The sequence below is a fragment of the Cloacibacterium sp. genome, from assembly GCF_047601505.1.
Classification (GTDB): domain Bacteria; phylum Bacteroidota; class Bacteroidia; order Flavobacteriales; family Weeksellaceae; genus Cloacibacterium.
Genome location: NZ_JASGJD010000001.1, coordinates 1,666,048 through 1,686,853 on the forward strand (window position 1 = coordinate 1,666,048; position 20,806 = coordinate 1,686,853).

16 protein-coding genes are annotated in these 20,806 nt (G+C 34.4%); 5 read left to right on the top strand and 11 right to left on the bottom strand.

What is annotated here, in order from left to right; all coding sequences use genetic code 11:
* Positions 1 to 138: 138 nt before the first annotated feature.
* The 5 genes from rplI to QM746_RS07840 form a co-directional block, all read right to left on the bottom strand.
* Positions 139 to 621, bottom strand: coding sequence for a 50S ribosomal protein L9 (rplI, locus tag QM746_RS07820; protein ID WP_414983698.1), 483 nt, complete (start codon positions 619 to 621; stop codon positions 139 to 141).
* A gap of 74 nt (positions 622 to 695) precedes the next feature.
* On the bottom strand, positions 696 to 998 hold the full coding sequence (gene rpsR / locus QM746_RS07825) for a 30S ribosomal protein S18 (RefSeq protein ID WP_188616050.1): 303 nt from the start codon (positions 996 to 998) through the stop codon (positions 696 to 698).
* 27 nt (positions 999 to 1,025) lie between these two features.
* A complete protein-coding gene (gene rpsF, locus QM746_RS07830; RefSeq protein ID WP_414983699.1) occupies positions 1,026 to 1,367 on the bottom strand; it encodes a 30S ribosomal protein S6 in 342 nt (113 codons plus the stop codon).
* A gap of 133 nt (positions 1,368 to 1,500) precedes the next feature.
* Positions 1,501 to 1,977: a GNAT family N-acetyltransferase gene (locus tag QM746_RS07835; protein ID WP_414983700.1), complete on the bottom strand. Its 477-nt coding sequence runs from the start codon at positions 1,975 to 1,977 to the stop codon at positions 1,501 to 1,503.
* A 377-nt stretch (positions 1,978 to 2,354) separates the two neighbouring features.
* Positions 2,355 to 3,665: a dihydrolipoamide acetyltransferase family protein gene (locus QM746_RS07840; RefSeq protein ID WP_414983701.1), complete on the bottom strand. Its 1,311-nt coding sequence runs from the start codon at positions 3,663 to 3,665 to the stop codon at positions 2,355 to 2,357.
* 129 nt (positions 3,666 to 3,794) lie between these two features.
* Between QM746_RS07840 and QM746_RS07845 the strand changes: the two genes are divergently transcribed.
* Complete coding sequence (locus tag QM746_RS07845; protein ID WP_414983702.1) at positions 3,795 to 4,085, top strand: putative quinol monooxygenase; 291 nt, start codon at positions 3,795 to 3,797, stop codon at positions 4,083 to 4,085.
* Between the two features lie 49 nt (positions 4,086 to 4,134).
* On the opposite strand, the gene lipB is transcribed toward QM746_RS07845, so the two are convergent.
* The 6 genes from lipB to QM746_RS07875 all read right to left on the bottom strand — a co-directional run bounded on the left by lipB (position 4,135) and on the right by QM746_RS07875 (position 12,134).
* A complete protein-coding gene (lipB, locus tag QM746_RS07850; protein ID WP_414983703.1) occupies positions 4,135 to 4,848 on the bottom strand; it encodes a lipoyl(octanoyl) transferase LipB in 714 nt (237 codons plus the stop codon).
* Positions 4,849 to 4,941: 93 nt separating this feature from the next.
* Positions 4,942 to 6,039, bottom strand: a complete 1,098-nt coding sequence (locus QM746_RS07855) for a VIT1/CCC1 transporter family protein (protein ID WP_414983704.1) — start codon at positions 6,037 to 6,039, stop codon at positions 4,942 to 4,944.
* 54 nt (positions 6,040 to 6,093) lie between these two features.
* The gene (locus QM746_RS07860) at positions 6,094 to 7,224 is read right to left on the bottom strand and encodes an efflux RND transporter periplasmic adaptor subunit (protein WP_414983705.1); all 1,131 of its coding nucleotides are present in this window, start codon (positions 7,222 to 7,224) and stop codon (positions 6,094 to 6,096) included.
* A 39-nt stretch (positions 7,225 to 7,263) separates the two neighbouring features.
* Entirely contained in the window at positions 7,264 to 8,481 is a 1,218-nt protein-coding gene (locus tag QM746_RS07865; protein WP_414983706.1) for a TolC family protein, read from the bottom strand.
* Between the two features lie 17 nt (positions 8,482 to 8,498).
* On the bottom strand, positions 8,499 to 11,669 hold the full coding sequence (locus tag QM746_RS07870; RefSeq protein ID WP_414983707.1) for an efflux RND transporter permease subunit: 3,171 nt from the start codon (positions 11,667 to 11,669) through the stop codon (positions 8,499 to 8,501).
* 75 nt (positions 11,670 to 11,744) lie between these two features.
* The gene (locus QM746_RS07875; RefSeq protein WP_414983708.1) at positions 11,745 to 12,134 is read right to left on the bottom strand and encodes a hypothetical protein; all 390 of its coding nucleotides are present in this window, start codon (positions 12,132 to 12,134) and stop codon (positions 11,745 to 11,747) included.
* A 159-nt stretch (positions 12,135 to 12,293) separates the two neighbouring features.
* Here QM746_RS07875 and QM746_RS07880 point away from each other — a divergent pair, with 159 nt between their 5' ends.
* From QM746_RS07880 to QM746_RS07895, 4 genes are all read left to right on the top strand, one after another.
* A complete protein-coding gene (locus QM746_RS07880) occupies positions 12,294 to 12,683 on the top strand; it encodes a c-type cytochrome (protein WP_414983709.1) in 390 nt (129 codons plus the stop codon).
* A gap of 130 nt (positions 12,684 to 12,813) precedes the next feature.
* Entirely contained in the window at positions 12,814 to 14,511 is a 1,698-nt protein-coding gene (gene lysS / locus QM746_RS07885; RefSeq protein ID WP_414983710.1) for a lysine--tRNA ligase, read from the top strand.
* A 227-nt stretch (positions 14,512 to 14,738) separates the two neighbouring features.
* Entirely contained in the window at positions 14,739 to 19,226 is a 4,488-nt protein-coding gene (gene gltB / locus QM746_RS07890; protein WP_414983711.1) for a glutamate synthase large subunit, read from the top strand.
* An 11-nt stretch (positions 19,227 to 19,237) separates the two neighbouring features.
* Positions 19,238 to 20,665 carry a glutamate synthase subunit beta gene (locus QM746_RS07895; protein ID WP_414983712.1) on the top strand — a complete coding sequence of 476 codons (1,428 nt, stop codon included), beginning with the start codon at positions 19,238 to 19,240 and terminating at the stop codon, positions 20,663 to 20,665.
* Positions 20,666 to 20,806 lie beyond the last annotated feature (141 nt).

The window sequence follows — 20,806 nt, forward strand, 5'->3', positions numbered from 1 at the left end:
TTCTATTCTATTTTTCAAATATTGAGCCAAAGTTATTAAATTAATTTTTTATAAATTATTGATTTGTTTAATAGCTTGTAAATAAAAACCGCCCATCAATAAATTTGATGAGCGGTTCTTTTGATATGTTAATTTTAATTAAGCCTCTTCTGTTTTAGCTGCTTCAGCTACAGGAGCATCAGAAACTACATCAAATTCATATTCGAATTCTACGTTTCTGTGTGGTCTTACTTTAGCAGAGAATTTACCAGTTCTCTTAATAGTATTACCAAGAATTTTGATGTATTTTTTATCAACTTCTACACCAGCTTTAGCAAGAGCTTCAGCTAAGTTAGCGTTATTGATAGACCCGAAAAGTTTATCACCAGTACCTACTTTTGCTAAGATAGTAACAGGTGTAGCTTTTAGTTTTTCAATAATTGCAGTAGCAGCAGCTATTAATTTAGCTTCTTCTTCTTTTCTAGCTTCCAAAGTAGCTTCTAAAGTAGCTTTATTCTTAGGAGTAGCTAATAATGCAAAACCTTGAGGAATTAAGAAATTTCTTGCATAACCAGGTTTTACGTTTACTGTATCAAACTCAAGACCTAAGTTTTCTACATCTTTTTTTAGGATAATTTCCATTGTTGTTGTCCTTTTTTAATTTAAAAAGTTAGGTTTAGAATTCACTAAAACCAACAATTTATTTTGTTAAATAATTATTTTAATAAATCTGCTACGTAAGGCATTAAAGCTAAGTGTCTAGCTCTTTTGATAGCTGCAGAAACTTTTCTTTGATATTTAAGAGAAGTACCTGTATATCTTCTTGGTAAGATTTTACCTTGTTCGTTTACGAACTGTAATAAGAAGTCAGCATCTTTATAATCTACGTGCTTAATTCCGAATTTTTTGAATCTACAATATTTTTTTTCAGATTTTGTAGTAATATCTAGTGGAGTAAGAAATTTTACTTCAGATTCGCCACCTGCTGCGGCTTGTTGTGCCATTTCGTCGATTGCCATTTTTTTAAATTTTTAAGGGTTAGAAAATTAAGCTTTAGTAGCTTTTAACTTAGCTCTTCTAGTAACAGCGTAATCTACAGCGTGTTTGTCTAGCTTAGTTGTTAAATAACGGATCACTCTTTCGTCACGTTTGAAAGCAGTTTCAAGACCTGCAACTACAGTACCTTCACCTTTGAATTCGATCAAAGTGTAGAATCCATTCTTTTTTAATTGAATAGGATAAGCTAATTTTTTAAGACCCCAGTTTTCTCTGGTAACGATTTCGCAATTGTGCTCTTTCAAAAAGTCTTCGAATTTTTTTACTGCTTCCTCCACCTGTGCGTCAGATAGAACGGGAGTTAAAATGAAAACAGTTTCGTAATTGTTCATAATGTTAAAAATATTTGTTAATTATTTCGAGGTGCAAAAGTAATGAATCTTTTTAAAATACACAATATTAATATGATAATTTGTTGGATGTTAGATGCAGGAAGATGGAAGCATCTCATAATCCAAAAAAAAATTACTTTGCTAGATTTTCTATTCCTTGTCTATCTAAACGAAAGACTGTCCATTCGTCCATAGTTTTTGCACCGAGAGATTTGTAAAACTCTATAGAAGGTGTATTCCAATCTAGGACGCTCCATTCTAATCTGCCACAATTTCTTTCTTTGGCAATTTTGGCTAACTCTACCAAAAGTGCTTTTCCGTATCCTTTCCCACGATGTTCTATTTCTACAAAAAGGTCTTCGAGATAAATGCCAGGTTTACCAACAAACGTAGAAAAATTATGAAAATAAAGTGCAAAACCAATTGGTTTATCGTTTTCTTCGGCGATGAGAACTTCGGCGTAATTTTTCTCAAAAATATTGGTTTTGAGTTCTTCTACTGTTGTGATAACTTCGTTTTCTAACTTTTCATAAATAGCTAATTGAGTTATTAAATGTAAAATAGTTGGAGTGTCTTCTGGTGTTGCTTTTCTAATGTGGAAGTTGGGCATTGCTAGTTTAATTTATTAGGTCTTCTCTTTGTCATTCCGAAGGAATCTTAACAAAAATTATTCATTATGAAATTTAGATTCCTGCGGAATGACAAACTTTGTGGGAAAATTGTTATGAATATTTTTTTGTCAAAATTAGCAATTTTTGACGAAAATGTAACTAGCCCCGATTGAACGGCATGTTTGAGCTTTTTTTAAAATTTTTTGCGTTGAAAACCCTTTCAGAGTTTCAAACTCTGAAAGGGTTGAGCGTTGGCGAAAATTTAAAAAAAGCGAGTAGTGAAAGCGGGAAATAGCTACAAAAAACCTCCGAAAAATTTTTCGAAGGTTAAGTTTTATAAATGGATTGCTTCGTTCCTCGCAATGACGACGTAAAATTAAATTTCGGTGTCTAAGTCCCAATTTTCGAGATAATCGTGAACGTGTTTTAGGAACATTCCGCCCAAACTTCCATCTACAACTCTATGGTCGTAAGAATGGCTCATGAACATTTTTTGACGAACAGCTATTACATCTCCGTCTTTGGTTTCTAAAACCGCAGGTTTCTTTACAATGGCGCCAATTGCCAAAATAGCAACTTGTGGCTGTGGAATAATTGGTGTTCCCATTAAATTTCCGAAGCTGCCAATGTTAGAAATAGTGTAAGTAGCACCTTGTGTATCTTCTGGTTTCAGTTTTTTGTTTCTTGCTCTGTAAGCTAAATCGTTAATGGCTTTTGCTAAACCTGAAAGCGAAAGTTGGTCTGCATTTTTAATGACAGGAACGATAAGGTTTCCGTCTGGTAAAGCGGTAGCCATACCAATATTGATGTTTTTCTTTTTGATGATTTTGTCACCATCTACAGAAATATTAATTAAAGGAAAATCTTGAATCGCTTTTACGACAGCTTTTACGAAAATTGGCATAAAAGTAAGTTTTTGACCTTCTCTTTTTTCGAAAGCGTCTTTGTGTTTTGTTCTCCATTTTACAACGTTTGTTACGTCTGATTCTATGAAAGAAGTAACGTGTGGCGCTGTTTTTTTAGAGTTAATCATTGCATCAGCAATTAATTTTCTCACTCTATCCATTTGGATAATTTCGTCGCCGGTTGAGAGTGGTAGAGTAGGAGAATTAGAGATTTTTTGGACTGGAGTGGTTTCCTTTACCTTTTCCTCTGTTTTAATCTCATGGTTTCTTCTATTTGCTACAAAAGCTAAAATATCTTCTTTGGTAATTCTGCCTTCAAGACCAGTTCCTGAGATAGATTTTAATTCGTTTTCAGAAATGTTTTCTTGTTGAGCGATAGATTTTACTAATGGAGAAAGATAAATTTCACCAGAAAAATCTTGCGGAGTAGAAGAGGTTACTTGTAGAGGTTTTTCTAATTCTGCTACAATTTCTACTTCTGGAGTTGCTGCGATTTCTGTTTTTGGCTCTTCTGAAGTGATGTTTTCAGAGGTGTTTTCGCTAGCAATTTCTAGAATAGCAATAGGTTCACCTACTTTTGCTATCTCGTCTTTTTGAATTAAGATTTTAACAATTTTACCAGAAACAGGCGTTGGAACATCAGAATCTACTTTGTCTGTGGCAATTTCTACTACAGAATCATCTTCTTGTACGGTATCTCCTTCGTTGTATAACCAGTTGATAACAGTAGCTTCCATTACGCCTTCTCCCATAGATGGAAGTAATAATTTATATTCTGCCATTTTGTTTTTTTGAATTTTCACAAAGATATGAATTTTTTATAATTAAGAATTCATAAAAAACAGATACTTTTTTTATGAATTATCTAACATAGAATTTTTATACATTTGCATTAAATAGTAATTATAATCATGAATTTACACATAGTAGCATTATTTAGATTTAAAGAAAATCACCTTTTTGATGCGATAGAATTAATGAAAAAATTGGTGGTGGAAACCAGAAAAGAAGAAGGTTGCCTTCAATATGATTTGATAGAAGACCGAGAAAATATGGGAACTTTTTTCTTAATAGAACTTTGGGAAACCGAAGAACATCATCATTTGCATTCGGTAACAGAGCTCCTTTTGACTTTTAGACAAAACGCTGCACCAATGATGGAGTCACAAACCGAAGTGTACAAAGGCAAAAAGATTTTTTAAAAATAAAAAAAGCGAAACCTAAAAAGTTTCGCTTTTTTTGTGGAATTTATTAATGTAATTCCGCTTCAAAAACATCTTGAAAATGTTTCTTTATTTTTTCTTTTACTTCTTCTACATTTACTTCTCTTTCTAGTTCTCGTTTCAGAGAAGTTACGGCTTTGTCTTTAATTCCGCATGGGATAATGTATTCAAAATATCTTAAATCTGTATTTGCATTTAGCGCGAAACCATGCATGGTAACCCAACGAGAGGTTTTAACGCCCAAAGCACAAATTTTTCTGGCATACGGTTTACCTACATCTAGCCAAACTCCCGTTTCGCCAACACTTCTTTCCCCTTTTAAACCATATTCCGCAATTACTCTTATGATTACTTCTTCCAGATTTCTCATGTAAAGATGTATATCACTTTTGAAATTATCTAAATCTAAGATTGGGTAACCCACAATTTGTCCAAATCCATGGTAAGTAATATCTCCGCCTCGGTTGGTTTTTACAAATGTTGCGTCTATTTCCTTCAATTTATCTTCGTTAGCAAGCATATTGTGTTCGTCTCCAGATTTTCCTAAAGTGTAAACGTGAGGATGCTCTACAAAGAGTAAATAATTGGGTGTAATTTCGTGTTCTGCTTCTTCTGGTAAATCTCTGTTTTTGGTTTTAATTTCTATGATTTTGTCCATCAATCCTTGTTGATATTCAAAAGCATCCATATAATTTTTTAGACCAAGTTCTTCGAATTTTACTTTTTTATTTTTTAAAGACATTTGCTTTGAATTTAAGACTGCAAAAATAACGATTTTTACAAGAATTATGTTATGAATAGAATTTCAATTTCAATTTTTAAAAATAGATAAAAATTATCCTGCTACCGAAACGCCAATCCATTTCCCAATTCCGAAGGTGATAGAAGCCGCCAAAAGTCCAAAAACTACCATTCTAAATCCTGAATATAAAACACTTTTCCCCGTAAAAAGTGTAATTACAGAACCAATGAAAAATAATCCTATAACGCTAGCTCCTGCACTGATGTAAACGGCTAAGTTGCCTTCCCAAAAAACAAATGGAAAAACTGGTAAAATGGCGCCAATAGCAAACATAAAGAATGATGCAAAAGCGGCTTCAGAAGCAGAACCTTTCAATTCTTCCGAATTAATTCCTAGTTCTTCTTTTACTAGAAATTGATGAGCTTCTTTTTTGTCTTTCATTATTTTTTCTGCCATTTCTGTGGCTTCTTCTTTCGGGATTCCTTTGGCTTGATAGATGAGGATTATTTCTCTCTTTTCGCCTTCAGGATTTTCATTAAGTTCTTCCATTTCTATTTCCATTTGGTTTTCGTATAGTTCTTGCGAAGATTTTACGGAAATCCATTCTCCAAGAGCCATAGAAAGCGAACCTGCCAATAGTCCGGCAATTCCTGTTAATAGAACGGTTTGAGATTCTACAGCAGCACCAGCAACACCCATTACCAAAGAAAAAGTAGAAAGTAATCCATCATTTGCGCCCAAAACGGCAGCTCTAAGTGCATTGCCACCAACCGAACGATGCCTTTTCTCAAATCTGGAAAAACCAGAAGAAGGCGCTTTGTCTTCTTTATTTAATATATTTTGAAGAATTTGAACATGAGCAGTATCAGAAATTGAAACTTCGGTTTTTGTTTTTTTTCTGGCGTTGCTTATTCCTTTTGCTAAGTTTTTTTCTGTTTCTAAAAGGTTTCCCAAAATGAAATCGTAGCCTAAGATTTTTCCTAGTTTATTCATTATTCTGGCTCTTATCGAAGGTTTTGGTAAGTCTTTTTCGGTAAGACCTTTGTTTTTTAGAAAAGAGATAGCGTGTCCTCTTTCTATGTCGCTCATTTCCGTAAAAATAGATTTTACGGTTTCATCTTCTTCATTTTCTGCCAAAATTTGGTAGAGGTAAGAAGCATCCACTTCGGTTTGTACACTTTTTAGATTCATGGTTTTAGGTCAAAAGTTTAAGTTTAAAATTCAAAAATATGATGTATTATCCTTTTATTCCTCCACATTTTTCAATCCCATCAAAAGATTATAAGCACCTTTGGTAACAAATTTTTTATTTTTTAAATTTTGGTCTAAGTTATAAACTTCTGTTCTACCATTTTCAGAATTTCCAATTTTAATTTCTACCATTTTGTAAGTTTTTGGTTTTACTTCTTCAAAAATGTATTGTTTTTCTTCCCAACTTACCACGGCGTCGTCTGGTATGGTATTTCCAGTTTCGCTATTGGTTTCTACTTCGGCATTCATATACGTTCCGGGAATTAAATTTTTATCATAATCGATAAAATGACAATGAATTAAAACACTTCTATCTGCTTGAAAATCTTTCCCAATAAGAATAATTTTTGCAGCGTATTTTTTTTCAGGATTTTGATTGGTGTACGCAAAAACTCTTTGTCCTACGGAAATTCTATTCAAATCTTTTTCAAAAACGCTTAAAGCCAAATGCACATCATCGGTATTCACCACATCAAAAAGTTTATCGGTAGGAGAGACGTATTGCCCAATTTTTACATTTACGCTAGAAATGTAACCGGAAACTGGCGAAGAAACGGTAATGCTTCTTCTGATGTTTCCTGCGTTCAAATTCTCGGGATTAATGCCCATTGCACGAAGTTTTTCTGCCATTCCTCGCATCAAAATATTTTGATTTTGAGCTTCGGTTTGTGCTTGTTGCATTACTTTGTCAGAAGCAGCTTTGCTTTTGTTGAGGTCGTTTTGTCTCGTATAATCTTTTCTTGCATAGCTGAGATTAGATTTTGCCAAAAGATAATCTTGTTGCAACTGTACAATTTGTGGGTCTTCTAAAATTGCCAACATTTCGCCTTTGTTTACGTGCATTCCGGGCATAAATTTGGTGTATTTTACATAACCGCCACTTGGAGCAGAAACGCTTGCCAGATTTTGTGGCGGAACATCTACCATGCCATTAAGTGTTATTTTTTCAGAAATTTCTTCATTTCCTAATGTGCCAATTTCAATTCCTGCACTTTTAATTTGTGCGTCGTTTAGTATAATTTGGTCTTTTGCGGCGTTGGTTTCAAATTGTTCTTCCTGCGTTTCTTGTTTTTTGCTACAAGAAAAAAGGAAAATAGATAAGGTTAATATGATTAATTTTTTCATTATTTTAATTTTAAGTGAACTTTAATTGTACAAAAAAGTTTATTCGTTTTTTAAAGCATTCAGTTCTATAATATTATCATTAAGTTCTTTTAACTTGTCAACATATTTGTTTTCGATGTCAAAAGCTTGGGTTACCAAAAGTGTCCATTCCAAATAATTAATTTCTCCGTTAAAGTATTGATTATTTGCCGTTTTGAAAATACTTTCGCTATTGTTGAGTCCTGTTTTTTGATAATAATCTATTTCTTCATATAATTTTTGAAATTGACCATAATACTGCGAAAACTGATTTTTCAAATTCACCAGACCGAGTTGATAATTGTTTTCGGCGATTTGTTGGTTAATTTTTTGTGCTTCAATTACAGATTTTTGTGCCGAATTAAAAACAGGAATTCCAACGCCAATCATCCCAGAATGAAATCTTGTAGAATGGTTGTAGAACTTGTCGTCTGCGCCGTTTCCATACATACTTGTGTTGTTGTAAGCAAGGTTGAAACTTGGGATAAGTTTGGTTTTTTCGGTAGCAAGTTTCGCATTTTGAATGTTTTTTTCTTGTTCTAATTGTTTTAAAACAAGCGGATTTCCTGCATAATCTGTTGATAAAGATTCAAAATTTAAAATTTCGTATTTTCCTTTTTCGTTTTGATAAAAAGTACCATCATTAATTAAATAATTGAGTTTTTGTAACGCAATTTCTTTGTCTTTTTCTAAAGCTTTCAGTTGCATATTTGCCTGACTTTTCAGGTTTTCGGCGGTTGCTTTTTCCAAAAGATTGCTTTCTCCTTTTTTCAAACGAAGTTCTGCTCTGTTGTAATATTGTGTGAAAATACTATCGGCTTTTTTTAGCAGTTTTTTCTTTTCGTCTAAATATTTTAAATCATTGTAAACTAACGATATTTCTTTCTTTAATTGCCATTTTTGCAAGTTGAGATTCAGTAAAGAGCTTTTCCATTCTTCTAACAAAAGTGTTTTTTGAGCGTTGTAAAACTTTGGTAATCTGATGGTTTGATTAATAGAGAAACGATTGTCTGTATAAGCAGAATTTATTTGTCCTACTTCGGCAGAAATATTCAATGGGTCTATTGTAATGGCAGAACCTTTTAGTTTTTCCTGATAATTAATTTTCAGTTCGCCACTTTTGATGTTCAGATTATTACTAAAAGCTTTATTGATGGCGTTTTCTAGGGAAATTGGCGTTTGAGAAAATCCAAATCCAAAGGCTAGAAAAGCTGCTATTTTTAAAAAATTATTTTTCATTTTAATTCAATTAAATTTTACAATTCATAACCGTCTTCTTCGTCATTTAGTTCTTGTAATTTTCTTTTTCTGTGAGGGAAATTTTTCTCAAACCAAATGTACATTACTGGCAAAAGGAATAATGTAAGAAAAGTAGCTAACAGTAATCCGCCAATTACAACGGTTGCCAAAGGTCTTTGTACTTCTGCACCTTCGCCGTTGCTTAGAGCCATTGGTAAAAATCCTAGTGAAGCTACAAAAGCGGTCATTAAAACGGGTCTCAATCTGGTTTTTCCACCAATTTTTACTACGTCTTTCAGGTCTGTATGTTTTTCTTTTTGTCTGTTGAATTCGGCAATTAAAACAATTCCGTTAAGAACTGCTACCCCGAAAAGTGCGATAAAACCAACACCAGCAGAAATGCTGAAATTCATTCCTCGAAGCCAAAGAGACAGCACGCCGCCAATTGCCGAAAGCGGAATGGCAGAGAAAATTAATAACCCGTATTTTACAGAATTGAATGAAAAATACAACATTAATAAAATCAACAATAAACTGATAGGAACTGCGATGGATAAACGAGATTTCGCTTGTTGAAGATTTTCAAAAGTTCCGCCATATTTGATGGAGTATCCAGAAGGAAGTTTCAGGTTTTTATCTACCATTTTTTGCAAATCTTCTACGGTAGATTGTATGTCTCTGTTTCTAACGTTGAAACCTACAATAATTCTTCTTTGTGCATCTTCTCGCTGAATTTGGTTGATGCTTTCTTTGAGTTCTACATTAGCAACAGAACTAAGCGGTATATCAATTCCTGATGGTGTAGAAATAAGCAAACGATTTACATCTTCAATATTTTTTCTTTGGTCTCCGCTGAGCCTTACCACCAAGTCGAATCTTTTTTCGCCTTCATAAACAGCACCGGTAGATTGCCCTGCAAAAGCAGTATTTACAACGTTATTTACATCATTTACATTCAATCCGAATTGAGACATGGCTTCTCTTTTGTAAGAAATTACAATTTGAGGCATTCCCGAAACGTGTTCTACATAGATGTTTTGGGCGCCATTAATTTTTTTAGAAATTTCGCCTAATTTATCAGCATAAATTTTTAAAGTATCAATATTTTCACCAAAAATTTTACAAACTACGTCTTGTCTTGCACCTGTCATCAATTCGTTAAAGCGCATGGCAACAGGATATTGGAATGAATAAGTAACGCCAATTAAATTTTTCTTGAGTTCGGCAGACATTTTTTCTGAAAGTTCGTCGTAGGATTGTGCCGATGTCCATTCGGAGCGTGGTTTCAAGATAATCATCATGTCACTTGCATCTATTGGCATTGGGTCTGTTGGGATTTCAGAACTTCCTGTTTTTCCTACAATTTTTTCAATTTCTGGAAATTTTTTCAAAAGAATTTTCTGAGATTTCATTACCGCTTCTGTTGAAGTTTTCAAATTACTTCCTGGCAAAACTCTGGTGTCAACCGCAAAATCTCCTTCGGGAAGACTTGGGATAAATTCTCCGCCTAATCTCGACATTACGATTAATGCGATGAAAAATAAGCCTACAACACTGAAAAATATAAGATTAGGAATTTTTAAAACTTTGTTGAGTGAATAATGATAAAGAGATTCTGCTTTCTCCATCATTCTGTCCGAAAAATTCTGTTTTTTCTCTAAATTTTTGGATAAAAACAAAGAACTCATCATCGGGACATAAGTTAACGAAAGGATAAATGCGCCAAGAAGAGCAAAAATGACGGTTTGCGCCATTGGTTTAAACATTTTTCCTTCAATACCTTCTAATGTGAGAATTGGTAAATAAACGATAAGAATGATAATTTGCCCAAAAACCGCCGAATTCATCATTTTACTGGCAGAAGTATAAACTTCGTCGTCCATAAAAGATTGAGAAACGTTGTTTCTTTTAATATTTTTGAGGTGATGCAATCGGTGTAAAACGGCTTCTACAATTATGACGGCTCCGTCCACAATTAACCCGAAATCTAAAGCTCCCAAACTCATCAGATTTCCAGAAACACCGAAAATATTCATCATAATAATAGCGAAAAGCATTGCTAAAGGAATGACTGATGCTACCAAAAAGCCAGCACGAAGGTTTCCTAAAAACAATACCAATACGAAGATTACAATTAAAGCGCCTTCAATTAAGTTTTTTTCTACCGTTCCAATGGCGTTGTTTACCATTTTTGTTCGGTCTAGAAAAGCATCAATTTTTACACCTTCGGGTAAAGTTTTTTGTATTTCTTCTATTCTGGTTTTTACTTTGGCAATTACTTCGTTAGAATTTGCGCCTTTCATCATCATTACCACGGCTCCAGAAACTTCTCTTTCGCCATTGTAAGTCATAGCGCCATATCTTATTGCTTTTCCGTATTGTACAGTGCCGATGTTTTTAACAAGAATTGGAGTTCCGTCTGGTAGATTTTTAACAACCGTGTTTTCAATATCCGGAATTTTGCCCATCAAACCTTCGGTTCTAATGAAGAGAACGCTAGGTCCTTTTTCGATGTAAGCACCTCCCGTATTTTGGTTGTTTTTAGAAAGCGCATCGAAAACTTCATTCATCGTTACGTCCATAGATTTAAGCGTTGCGGGATTAATGGCAACTTCGTATTGTTTTAAATCTCCTCCAAAACTCGCTACATCAGCTACTCCTTCGGTTCCTAATAATTGTCTGCGAACAATCCAATCTTGGATGGTTCTTAGTTGCATTGCGTTGTAACGGTGTTCGTAGCCTTTTTTTGGACGAATAACGTATTGATAAATTTCTCCTAAACCTGTAGAAATAGGTGCCATCTGTGGAGTTCCTAAACTTGTGGGAATGTCTTTGGAAACCTGTTGAAGTCTTTCTGCAACTTGTTGGCGAGCCAAATACAAATCTACATTGTCATTAAAAACAATAGTAATTACAGAAAGTCCAAATCTGGAGAAACTTCTCATCTGTTTGATTCCCTGTATGTTGTAATTGGCTTGTTCTAGTGGAAAAGTAATAAATCTTTCCACATCTGGAGCACCCAAACTTGGAGAAACTGTAATGATTTGTACCTGATTGTCTGTGATGTCTGGTACCGCATCTATCGGTAGTTTTCTTACTTCGAAAATTCCATAAACGATTAATCCAAGCGTAAATAATATAATGATAAGCTTGTTTTTTATAGAAAATTCTATGATTTTATTTAACATTTTGTCTGATTTATAAATAATTAAACGTTCTCAAAATCTATTGATTAAGAGATGTATTTAATGCGAAAAAAGTAATCAGACTAATTCTGGAGGTTGAAATATTGAAAATTCACTGTAAGAAGAAAAGTGAAAAGCGTAATAATAATTTCTTTTAATTTCTTTGAAATGTTTTACTAAAGGAATATTAATTTCAAAAACTTTTGCCACATCTTGTATGCTAAGATTATATACGTGTGAGCAATCGTGTGTTTTGAAAGGCAGTTTCATGTCTTTAGCGTAATCTGCATCTTTTTGGCTTCCGTTTAGATAATGCAGCGTGACGAAACTTAATAAATTGATGTTATGGTTTACAGCTTTATGTTCTTTATAATGTTCTACAAAAGCAGGCAATTTCAAGAATTCTCTAATCTCTGTAAAAGAAAAGATGTAAAGTGAAACAAGAAATATGGCAAATGCTTTTTTCAAAAGAATTGATAAATTATACTACAAAATTAGTAAAAATATTGATAGAAGCTTTCTATCAACGAAATTTAGAATCGTTTCAATTAGATATGATATTTGGCAGTTTTTAGAATGAAAAAAAGATTATCTTTATCTTTGTTTACAAATAATAAAAACTTTTTTATGAGAAAATTATTGATGTTTTCGGTATTTGGAATGATATTTTTGGTGTCTTGTTCTAAAAATGAAGAGCCAAAAACAAATAGCGATGTAATGCTGAAAGAACCAACAAAACAAGAAGAAGTAACTGCTAAAACTCCAGAAGAAGAAGGTAAAATATTAATTGAAAATGCAAGTTGCCTTACTTGTCATAAAGAAAACGAAAAATTAATTGGACCTTCATATCAAGATGTTGCCGCAAAATATACAGATGCAGATATAGACCAATTGGCAGATAAAATCATCAACGGAGGAAGTGGAGTTTGGGGAGATGTAATGATGTCGCCACATCCAGGAATGGATAAAGAAAATGCTAAAAAAATGGTAAAATATATTTTATCACTTAAAAAATAAATACTTTTTTTAATTTTATAGAAAGCAATCTTTTTTGAGGTTGCTTTTTTTTGTATTTGAAATTGAATTTATTACAAATTAAGTTCGTAAAAATTCCTTATTTTTGCAAATTGAAAAAAATATTACAACAATGTCTTTAACAGAACAGGAAATCATTCGTAGAGAAAAACTACAGAAATTGACAGAAATGGGAATTGACGCATTCCCTGCAGAAGAATATAAAGTTACGGATACTACCAAAACCATAAAAGAAAACTTCGAAGAAGGGAAGAAGGTAAATCTTGCCGGAAGATTAATGTCTAGAAGAATTCAAGGGAAAGCTTCTTTTGCAGAATTGCAAGATTCTGAAGGTAAAATTCAAATATATTTCAATAGAGATGAAATCTGTACTGGCGAAGACAAAACGTTGTACAACGAAGTTTACAAACACCTTTTAGATATTGGTGATATTATTGGTATAGAAGGAGAATTGTTCAAAACTCAAGTGGGAGAAATGACAGTAATGGTGAAGAATTTTAAATTGTTAACCAAAGCTCTTCGTCCACTTCCTCTAGCTAAAACTGACGAAAATGGTGTGGTTCACGATGCTTTCAATGATCCTGAATTAAGATACAGACAACGTTATGTTGATTTAACGGTGAATCCTCACGTAAAAGAAATTTTTGTGAAAAGAACAAAATTGTTCAATGCTATGAGAACTTTCTTTAACGAAGCTGGATATTTTGAAGTAGAAACACCAATTCTTCAGGCAATTCCTGGTGGTGCAGCAGCAAGACCGTTCATTACACATCACAACGCTCTTGATATTCCTTTGTATATGAGAATTGCGAACGAATTGTATCTGAAAAGATTAATTGTTGGTGGTTTCGATGGTGTTTATGAATTTTCTAAAAATTTCCGTAACGAAGGAATGGACAGAACGCATAATCCAGAATTTACCGCAATGGAAATTTATGTTGCGTACAAAGATTACAATTGGATGATGGATTTTACTGAAAAATTGTTAGAATTCTGTGCAATACAAGTTAATGGAACCAGCAAGGCTACTTTTGGCGAACAAGAAATAGATTTCAAAGCGCCATATCCAAGAGTTTCTATGACGGAAGCCATTCTGAAATTTACAGGTTTTGATATTACAGGAAAATCTGAAAAAGAATTGTTCGATTTTGCAAAATCTATCGGAATTGAAGTAAACGAAACAATGGGCAAAGGAAAATTAATTGATGAAATTTTTGGCGAAAAATGCGAAGGAAATTTCATTCAGCCTACTTTCATTACAGATTATCCTGTGGAAATGTCTCCGCTTACCAAAAAACACAGAAGCAAAGAAGGACTTACAGAGCGTTTTGAATTGATGGTTTGTGGTAAAGAAATTGCCAATGCTTATTCAGAATTAAATGACCCAATTGACCAAAGAGAACGTTTTGAGTCTCAAATGGCACTTTCTGAACGTGGTGATGATGAAGCAATGTTTATAGACCAAGATTTCTTACGTGCTTTAGAATATGGTATGCCGCCAACTTCTGGTTTAGGAATTGGAATGGATAGATTAATTATGTTCCTTACTAATAATGCTTCAATTCAAGAAGTATTGTTTTTCCCACAAATGAGACCAGAGAAAAAAGTTCCAGCAATAGAATTGGGAGACGACGAAAAAGTGATTATAGAAATATTAAATTCGCAATCAGAAGCGATGAATTTGTCAATAGTTAAAGAAAAATCGCAATTATCTGGAAAAAAATGGGATAAGGCGACTAAAAATTTAACAAAAAATAATTTAATTAAAGTTGATAAAATTGATGAAAATTTGGTGATTACATTAATTTAATATTAAATCAATAAAAAAAATCTAAAAGCATTCCGAATTGGAGTGCTTTTTTTATTTAATCCTTGTATATTTGTAGATAAATTATTTTTATTAAGTTAAAAATTTTAAGGTGTATAGCGTTTATAATTTTAATTGTAAATGTTAATATGATTGAAAAAATTCACAAACTAAAATAATTGCTATGAAATATAATAAGTATTTTGTAGCATTGCTAAAAATTAATGGGGATGAAAAACGGTTTATATTTGCCACAGTTTGATTTTGATTCGTGTGGTGTTGGTTTTGTTGCCAACTTAAAAGGTGTGAAAAGCCATAAAATTGTTTCCGATGCAATTACCATGTTAGAAAATATGGAGCACCGAGGAGCAACGGGCTATGAGAAAAGTACTGGTGATGGTGCAGGAATTCAAATTCAGATTCCGCACGAATTTCTTTATGAGAAGGCTCTAGAGAATGGATTTTATTTGCCAGATTTAGGAGATTATGGATTAGGTATGTTGTACTTTCCTAAAGATGATGCGCTAAGAGACGAATGCAAAAGAATTATTTATAATTCTGCAGAAAAGCTGAATTATAATATTTTAGGCTTTCGTTCTGTGCCAGTAAATAATTTCGAAATTGGCGAAACTGCCAAGTCTGTAGAACCTGTAATGGAAATGATTTTTATTGAAAAACCATTTGATGTTCCTACAGATGATGATTTCGAAAGAAAATTGTTTATTTTTAGAAACTACATTTCTCACCAAATTGCCAATATTACCCAAAACGACCCAATTGGTTTTTATGTAGCTTCTATGTCTTGTAGAAAATTAATTTACAAAGGTCAGCTCAGAAGTGTGCAGATAAGAAATTATTTCAAAGACCTTACAGACCCTAAACTTACTTCCGCTTTTGGGATGGTGCATTCTAGATTTGCTACCAATACCAATCCTAATTGGACGTTGGCTCAGCCTTTCAGGTTTTTGGCTCACAATGGCGAAATTAATACCGTTCAAGGGAATTTAAACTGGCTTCGTTCGGGCGAAAAGAATTTAGAAAGTCCATATTTTACGCAACAAGAAATGGATATGCTATTGCCTTTAACTAAGCCAAATCAATCAGATTCTTCTTATTTAGATAATATGGTAGAATTGTTGGTTCACGCGGGTAGAAGTTTGCCTCATGTAATGATGATGTTGATTCCGGAAGCTTGGGACGGAGACAAACACATGGAAGCTTATAAAAAATATTTCTACGCTTTCCACGCTTGTGTAATGGAACCTTGGGATGGACCTGCTTCTATTTCTTTCACAGACGGAAAAGTAATTGGAGCAACTCTTGATAGAAACGGTCTTAGACCTTCCAGATATTGTGTAACAAGTGATGATACTATTGTTATGGCGTCAGAATCTGGTGCGCTTCCTGTAGATCCTGCCAAAGTGATTAAAAGAGGAAGATTGCAACCTGGTAAAATGTTTTTGGTAGATTTACAAAAGGGTAAAATTATTAATGATGACGAACTTAAAAAAGAAATTTGTACTTCTCAGCCTTATCAGGAATGGTTAGACGAAAATCAAATTAAGTTAGACGAATTACCAGAACCAAGAATGAGATTTACCAGAATTCAGGGGCAAGATGTTCTTAAATTCCAAAAAGCATTCGGTTATACCAGAGAAGATATAGAAAAAGTAATAAAAGTAATGGCAGAATCTGGCAAAGAACCAATTGGCTCTATGGGATTTGATTCGCCAATTGCGGTTTTGAGTGAAAAACCACAGCATTTAAGTTCTTATTTTAAGCAATTATTTGCGCAGGTTACCAATCCGCCTATAGATCCAATTCGTGAAAGATTGGTAATGTCTCTTACTACCATTATTGGCGGAAACGGAAATTTATTAAACGGAGACAAAAAATATGCTCACAGTGTAACGCTAGATAATCCAATTTTGGATAATCATCAATTAGAGAAATTAAGAAGTATTGATACAGGAGATTTCCAAGCGAAAACATTGCAAACGTATTTCAAAGCTGATGGTAAACCGGGAAGTTTGAAAAAAGGAATTGACAGACTTTGCCGTTATGCCATGGATGCTGTGCAAGATGGTTTTGATGTAATTATCCTTTCTGATAGGGCTATAGATTCTAATCACGCATCAATTCCGAGTTTGTTGGCTTGTTCTGCGGTGCATCATCATTTAATTAGAATGGGTGTTCGAAGAAAAGTAGGTTTGGTGGTAGAAGTGGGCGATGCTTGGGAAGTTCATCACTTTGCAACGTTACTTGGTTTTGGAGCTACTGCAATTAATCCTTATTTGGCGTTGGCAACCATCAGAGAAATGGTAAATGCTGGCGAAATTAAAGGTGAAGATTATCCTAAAGCGAAGAAAAATTATATTAAATCTGTTGGTGATGGTTTGTTGAAAATCTTCTCAAAAATGGGAATTTCAACGTTGATGTCTTATCAAGGAGCGCAGATTTTCGAAATTATAGGTTTGAATAAATTGGTGGTGAATACTTGTTTCACAGGTGCTATTTCCAGAATTGAAGGTCTTGGTTTTGATGATTTGGCGCAAGAAGCTTTGGTGAAACATTTTGATGCTTACGCTCCTAAATTTGAACAACCTGTCCTTAATGAAGGCGGAATTTACCAATGGAAAAGAAAAGGAGAGTACCACATGTACAATCCTCTAACGGTTGATTTATTGCAAAAAGCAACTAAAAATAACGATTACGAAACCTTTAAAAAATACTCCAGAGCAGCGAACAATTTAACCAATAATGCAGCAACTCTTAGAAGTTTATTAGAATTTAAAAACGATAGACCTGCTATTCCAATTGAAGAAGTAGAACCTATTGAAAATATTTTGAAACGTTTTGCGAGTGGTGCAATGTCTTTCGGTTCTATTTCTTACGAAGCGCATTCAACTTTAGCTATTGCGATGAACAGAATTGGTGCAAAAAGCAACACTGGAGAAGGTGGCGAAGACGAAATTCGTTATCAACTGAATGAGAAAGGAGAAAATCTTCGTTCGGCGATTAAACAAGTTGCTTCTGGTAGATTTGGCGTTACAGCAAGATATTTGTCTGAAGCATATGAAATTCAAATTAAAATGGCGCAAGGTGCAAAACCAGGAGAAGGAGGACAGTTGCCTGGCGACAAAGTAGATGCTTGGATTGGGAAAACCCGTCACTCAACACCGGGAGTTGGTTTAATTTCTCCGCCTCCACATCACGATATTTATTCCATCGAAGATTTAGCGCAATTGATTTTCGACCTTAAAAATGCCAATAGACACGCTAGAATTTCTGTAAAATTGGTGTCAAAAGCGGGAGTGGGAACCATTGCAGCAGGTGTTGCAAAAGCCAAAGCAGACCATATTTTGATTTCTGGTTATGATGGCGGAACTGGTGCATCACCGTTGAGTTCGGTGCGTCATGCTGGTTTGCCTTGGGAATTAGGATTGGTAGAAACACATCAAACTTTAATTAAACATAAATTAAGACAAAGAGTTACCGTACAAACAGACGGACAAATAAAAACTGGACGAGACATTGTAATGGCGACTTTAATGGGCGCTGAAGAATGGGGAGTTGCTACTTCTGCATTAATTGTTCAAGGGTGTATTTTGATGAGAAAATGTCACGAAAATACTTGTCCGGTTGGTGTAGCTACTCAAAATGGAGAATTAAGAAAAAAATTCACAGGTAGTGCAGATCATTTGGTAAATTATTTCACGTTCTTGGCTACAGAAACCAGAGAAATTATGGCTTCGCTAGGCTTTAGAACAATTGATGAAATGGTGGGGCAATACCAATGTTTAACCAAGAGAGAAGATTTAAAATTCTGGAAAGCTAAAACCGTAGATTTGGCTCCATTTTTACAAAAAATGGATACCGATTTACCACTTACCAAATCAGAACCTCAAGAAGATGAGTTGGTAGATTCGCTTTCTTGGAAATTGATAGAAGCGGCTCAAAATGCTATTGAAACCAATGGTAAATGCGAAGCAGAATTCAATATCATCAATACAGACAGAACTGTTGGAACCATTCTTTCTCACGAATTAACTAAAATTTATAAATCCGAAGGAATGCCAGAAGATGCTTTAAGGTTTAAATTCAAAGGAACAGCAGGGCAAAGTTTCGGAGCGTTCTGTAACAAAGGAATTACCATGAAATTAGAAGGCGATGGAAACGATTATTTCGGGAAAGGACTTTCTGGTGGTAAATTGGTGGTTCATCCTGATAAATCGTCCACGTTTAAAGCCAACGAAAACAGTATTATTGGTAACGTAGCATTGTATGGAGCAACCAGTGGAAAAGTCTTCATCAACGGAATGGCAGGAGAGCGTTTCTGCGTAAGAAACTCTGGAGCAACGGCAGTTGTAGAAGGTGTTGGAGCTCACGGTTGCGAATATATGACGGGCGGAACGGTAGTAGTTTTGGGCGGTGTTGGTAAAAATTTCGGAGCGGGAATGAGTGGCGGTATCGCTTACATTTGGGATGTGAACGAAACTTTGAAAGAAAATTTCAATCCTGATATGGCAGATTTGGAAGGCTTAACCGAGAAAGATAAAAACATTATTCTGAAATTGGTAGAAGAACACGTACAAGAAACCGATAGCGATTTAGGAAAATATCTATTGCAAGATTTTGAAGAAAATTTAAAATATTTCGTGAAGGTTTTCCCTAGAGATTACAAAAAAGTGTTGGAAAAACAAGGTGTTGAATTTTAAAAATTAAAGAAATGGGTAAAACAGACGGTTTTCTATTATATAAAAGAGAGTTACCAACTAAAGATGCAGTAGCAGAAAGGGTACAACACTACAAAGAATTTCAGCACTTGCCATCGTCAGAATTGTTAAATAAACAATCTGCAAGATGTATGAATTGCGGAATCCCTTTCTGCATGAGTGGTTGTCCGCTGGGGAATGTAATTCCAGAATTTAACGATGCGGTGTATAAAGAAGAGTGGAAAAAAGCTTATGATATATTAAGCACTACCAATCCTTTTCCGGAGTTTACGGGCAGGATTTGTCCTGCTCCTTGCGAAGGTTCTTGCGTTTTGGGAATTAACGAATTGCCAGTAACTATAGAAGAAGTAGAAAAAAATATCATCGAAATTGCTTATCAAAACGGATACGTAAAACCGAGACTTCCTTTGGTGAGTAAAGGCAAAAAAGTTGCCGTGGTAGGTTCTGGGCCTTCAGGTTTGGCGGCGGCAGAAAAGCTTAATCAATTGGGATATTCTGTTACGGTTTTCGAGAGAGAGTCAGAAGTAGGCGGTTTGTTGAGGTTCGGGATTCCAGATTTTAAATTAGATAAATCTGTGGTGAAAAGAAGAGCTGATTTAATGAAAGCAGAAGGTATTGAATTCAAAACCAATACTGTGGTAGGCAAAGATTATTCTGCGGAACAATTGAATAGAGAATTTCACGCTATTGTTTTGGCAATGGGTTCTACCGTTCCTAGAAACTTACCTATCCCAAATCGTGATGCTAAAGGCGTTTATTTTGCGATGGAATATCTTCGTCAAAACAACAAAAAAGTAAGCAATATCGCTTTTACGGAAGATAATATTGATGCTAAAGGCAAAAAAGTATTGGTAATTGGGGGTGGAGATACCGGTTCAGATTGCATTGGTACGGCAAATAGACAAGGCGCTACGGTGGTGCATCAAATTGAAATTATGCCAACTCCGCCTTCGCAAAGAGACGAAACCATGCCTTGGCCAATGTATCCTATGATTCTGAAAACTACCACTTCTCACGAAGAAGGTTGTACCAGACAATGGGCGATTAATGCCAAAGAATTTATAAAAGACGAAGCAGGAAACTTAAAAGGTCTTAAAGCCATAGAAATAGAATGGAGCAAAGACCCTGTAACCAAAAGATATACCACTTTTGTAGAAAAACAAGGTACAGAATTTACCATAGAATGCGATTTGGCATTTCTGGCAATGGGTTTCTTACACGTAGAGCAAAAAGGTATTGTGGAGGATTTGGAAGTAAATCTAGACCCTAGAGGAAACTTAATAGGCAAAGAAGGAGAATATACCACTAACCAAGAGAAAGTTTTCAGTTGTGGAGACGCCAGAAGAGGGCAATCTTTGGTGGTTTGGGCAATAAGCGAAGGTTTGCAGTGTGCCGAAAAAGTAGATGCATTTTTGAGTTAAATCCTAAATCAAATTATATTTTTTTAAGGGGAGGTTTTCTACGGAAAGCTTCCTCTTTTTATCTCTTTAAATTTTGTTGATTTATTGTTCAAAGTTGCAAAGTTTGTACACCTAGGAGTTTTCTTTTTTGGCTTTTTAAGC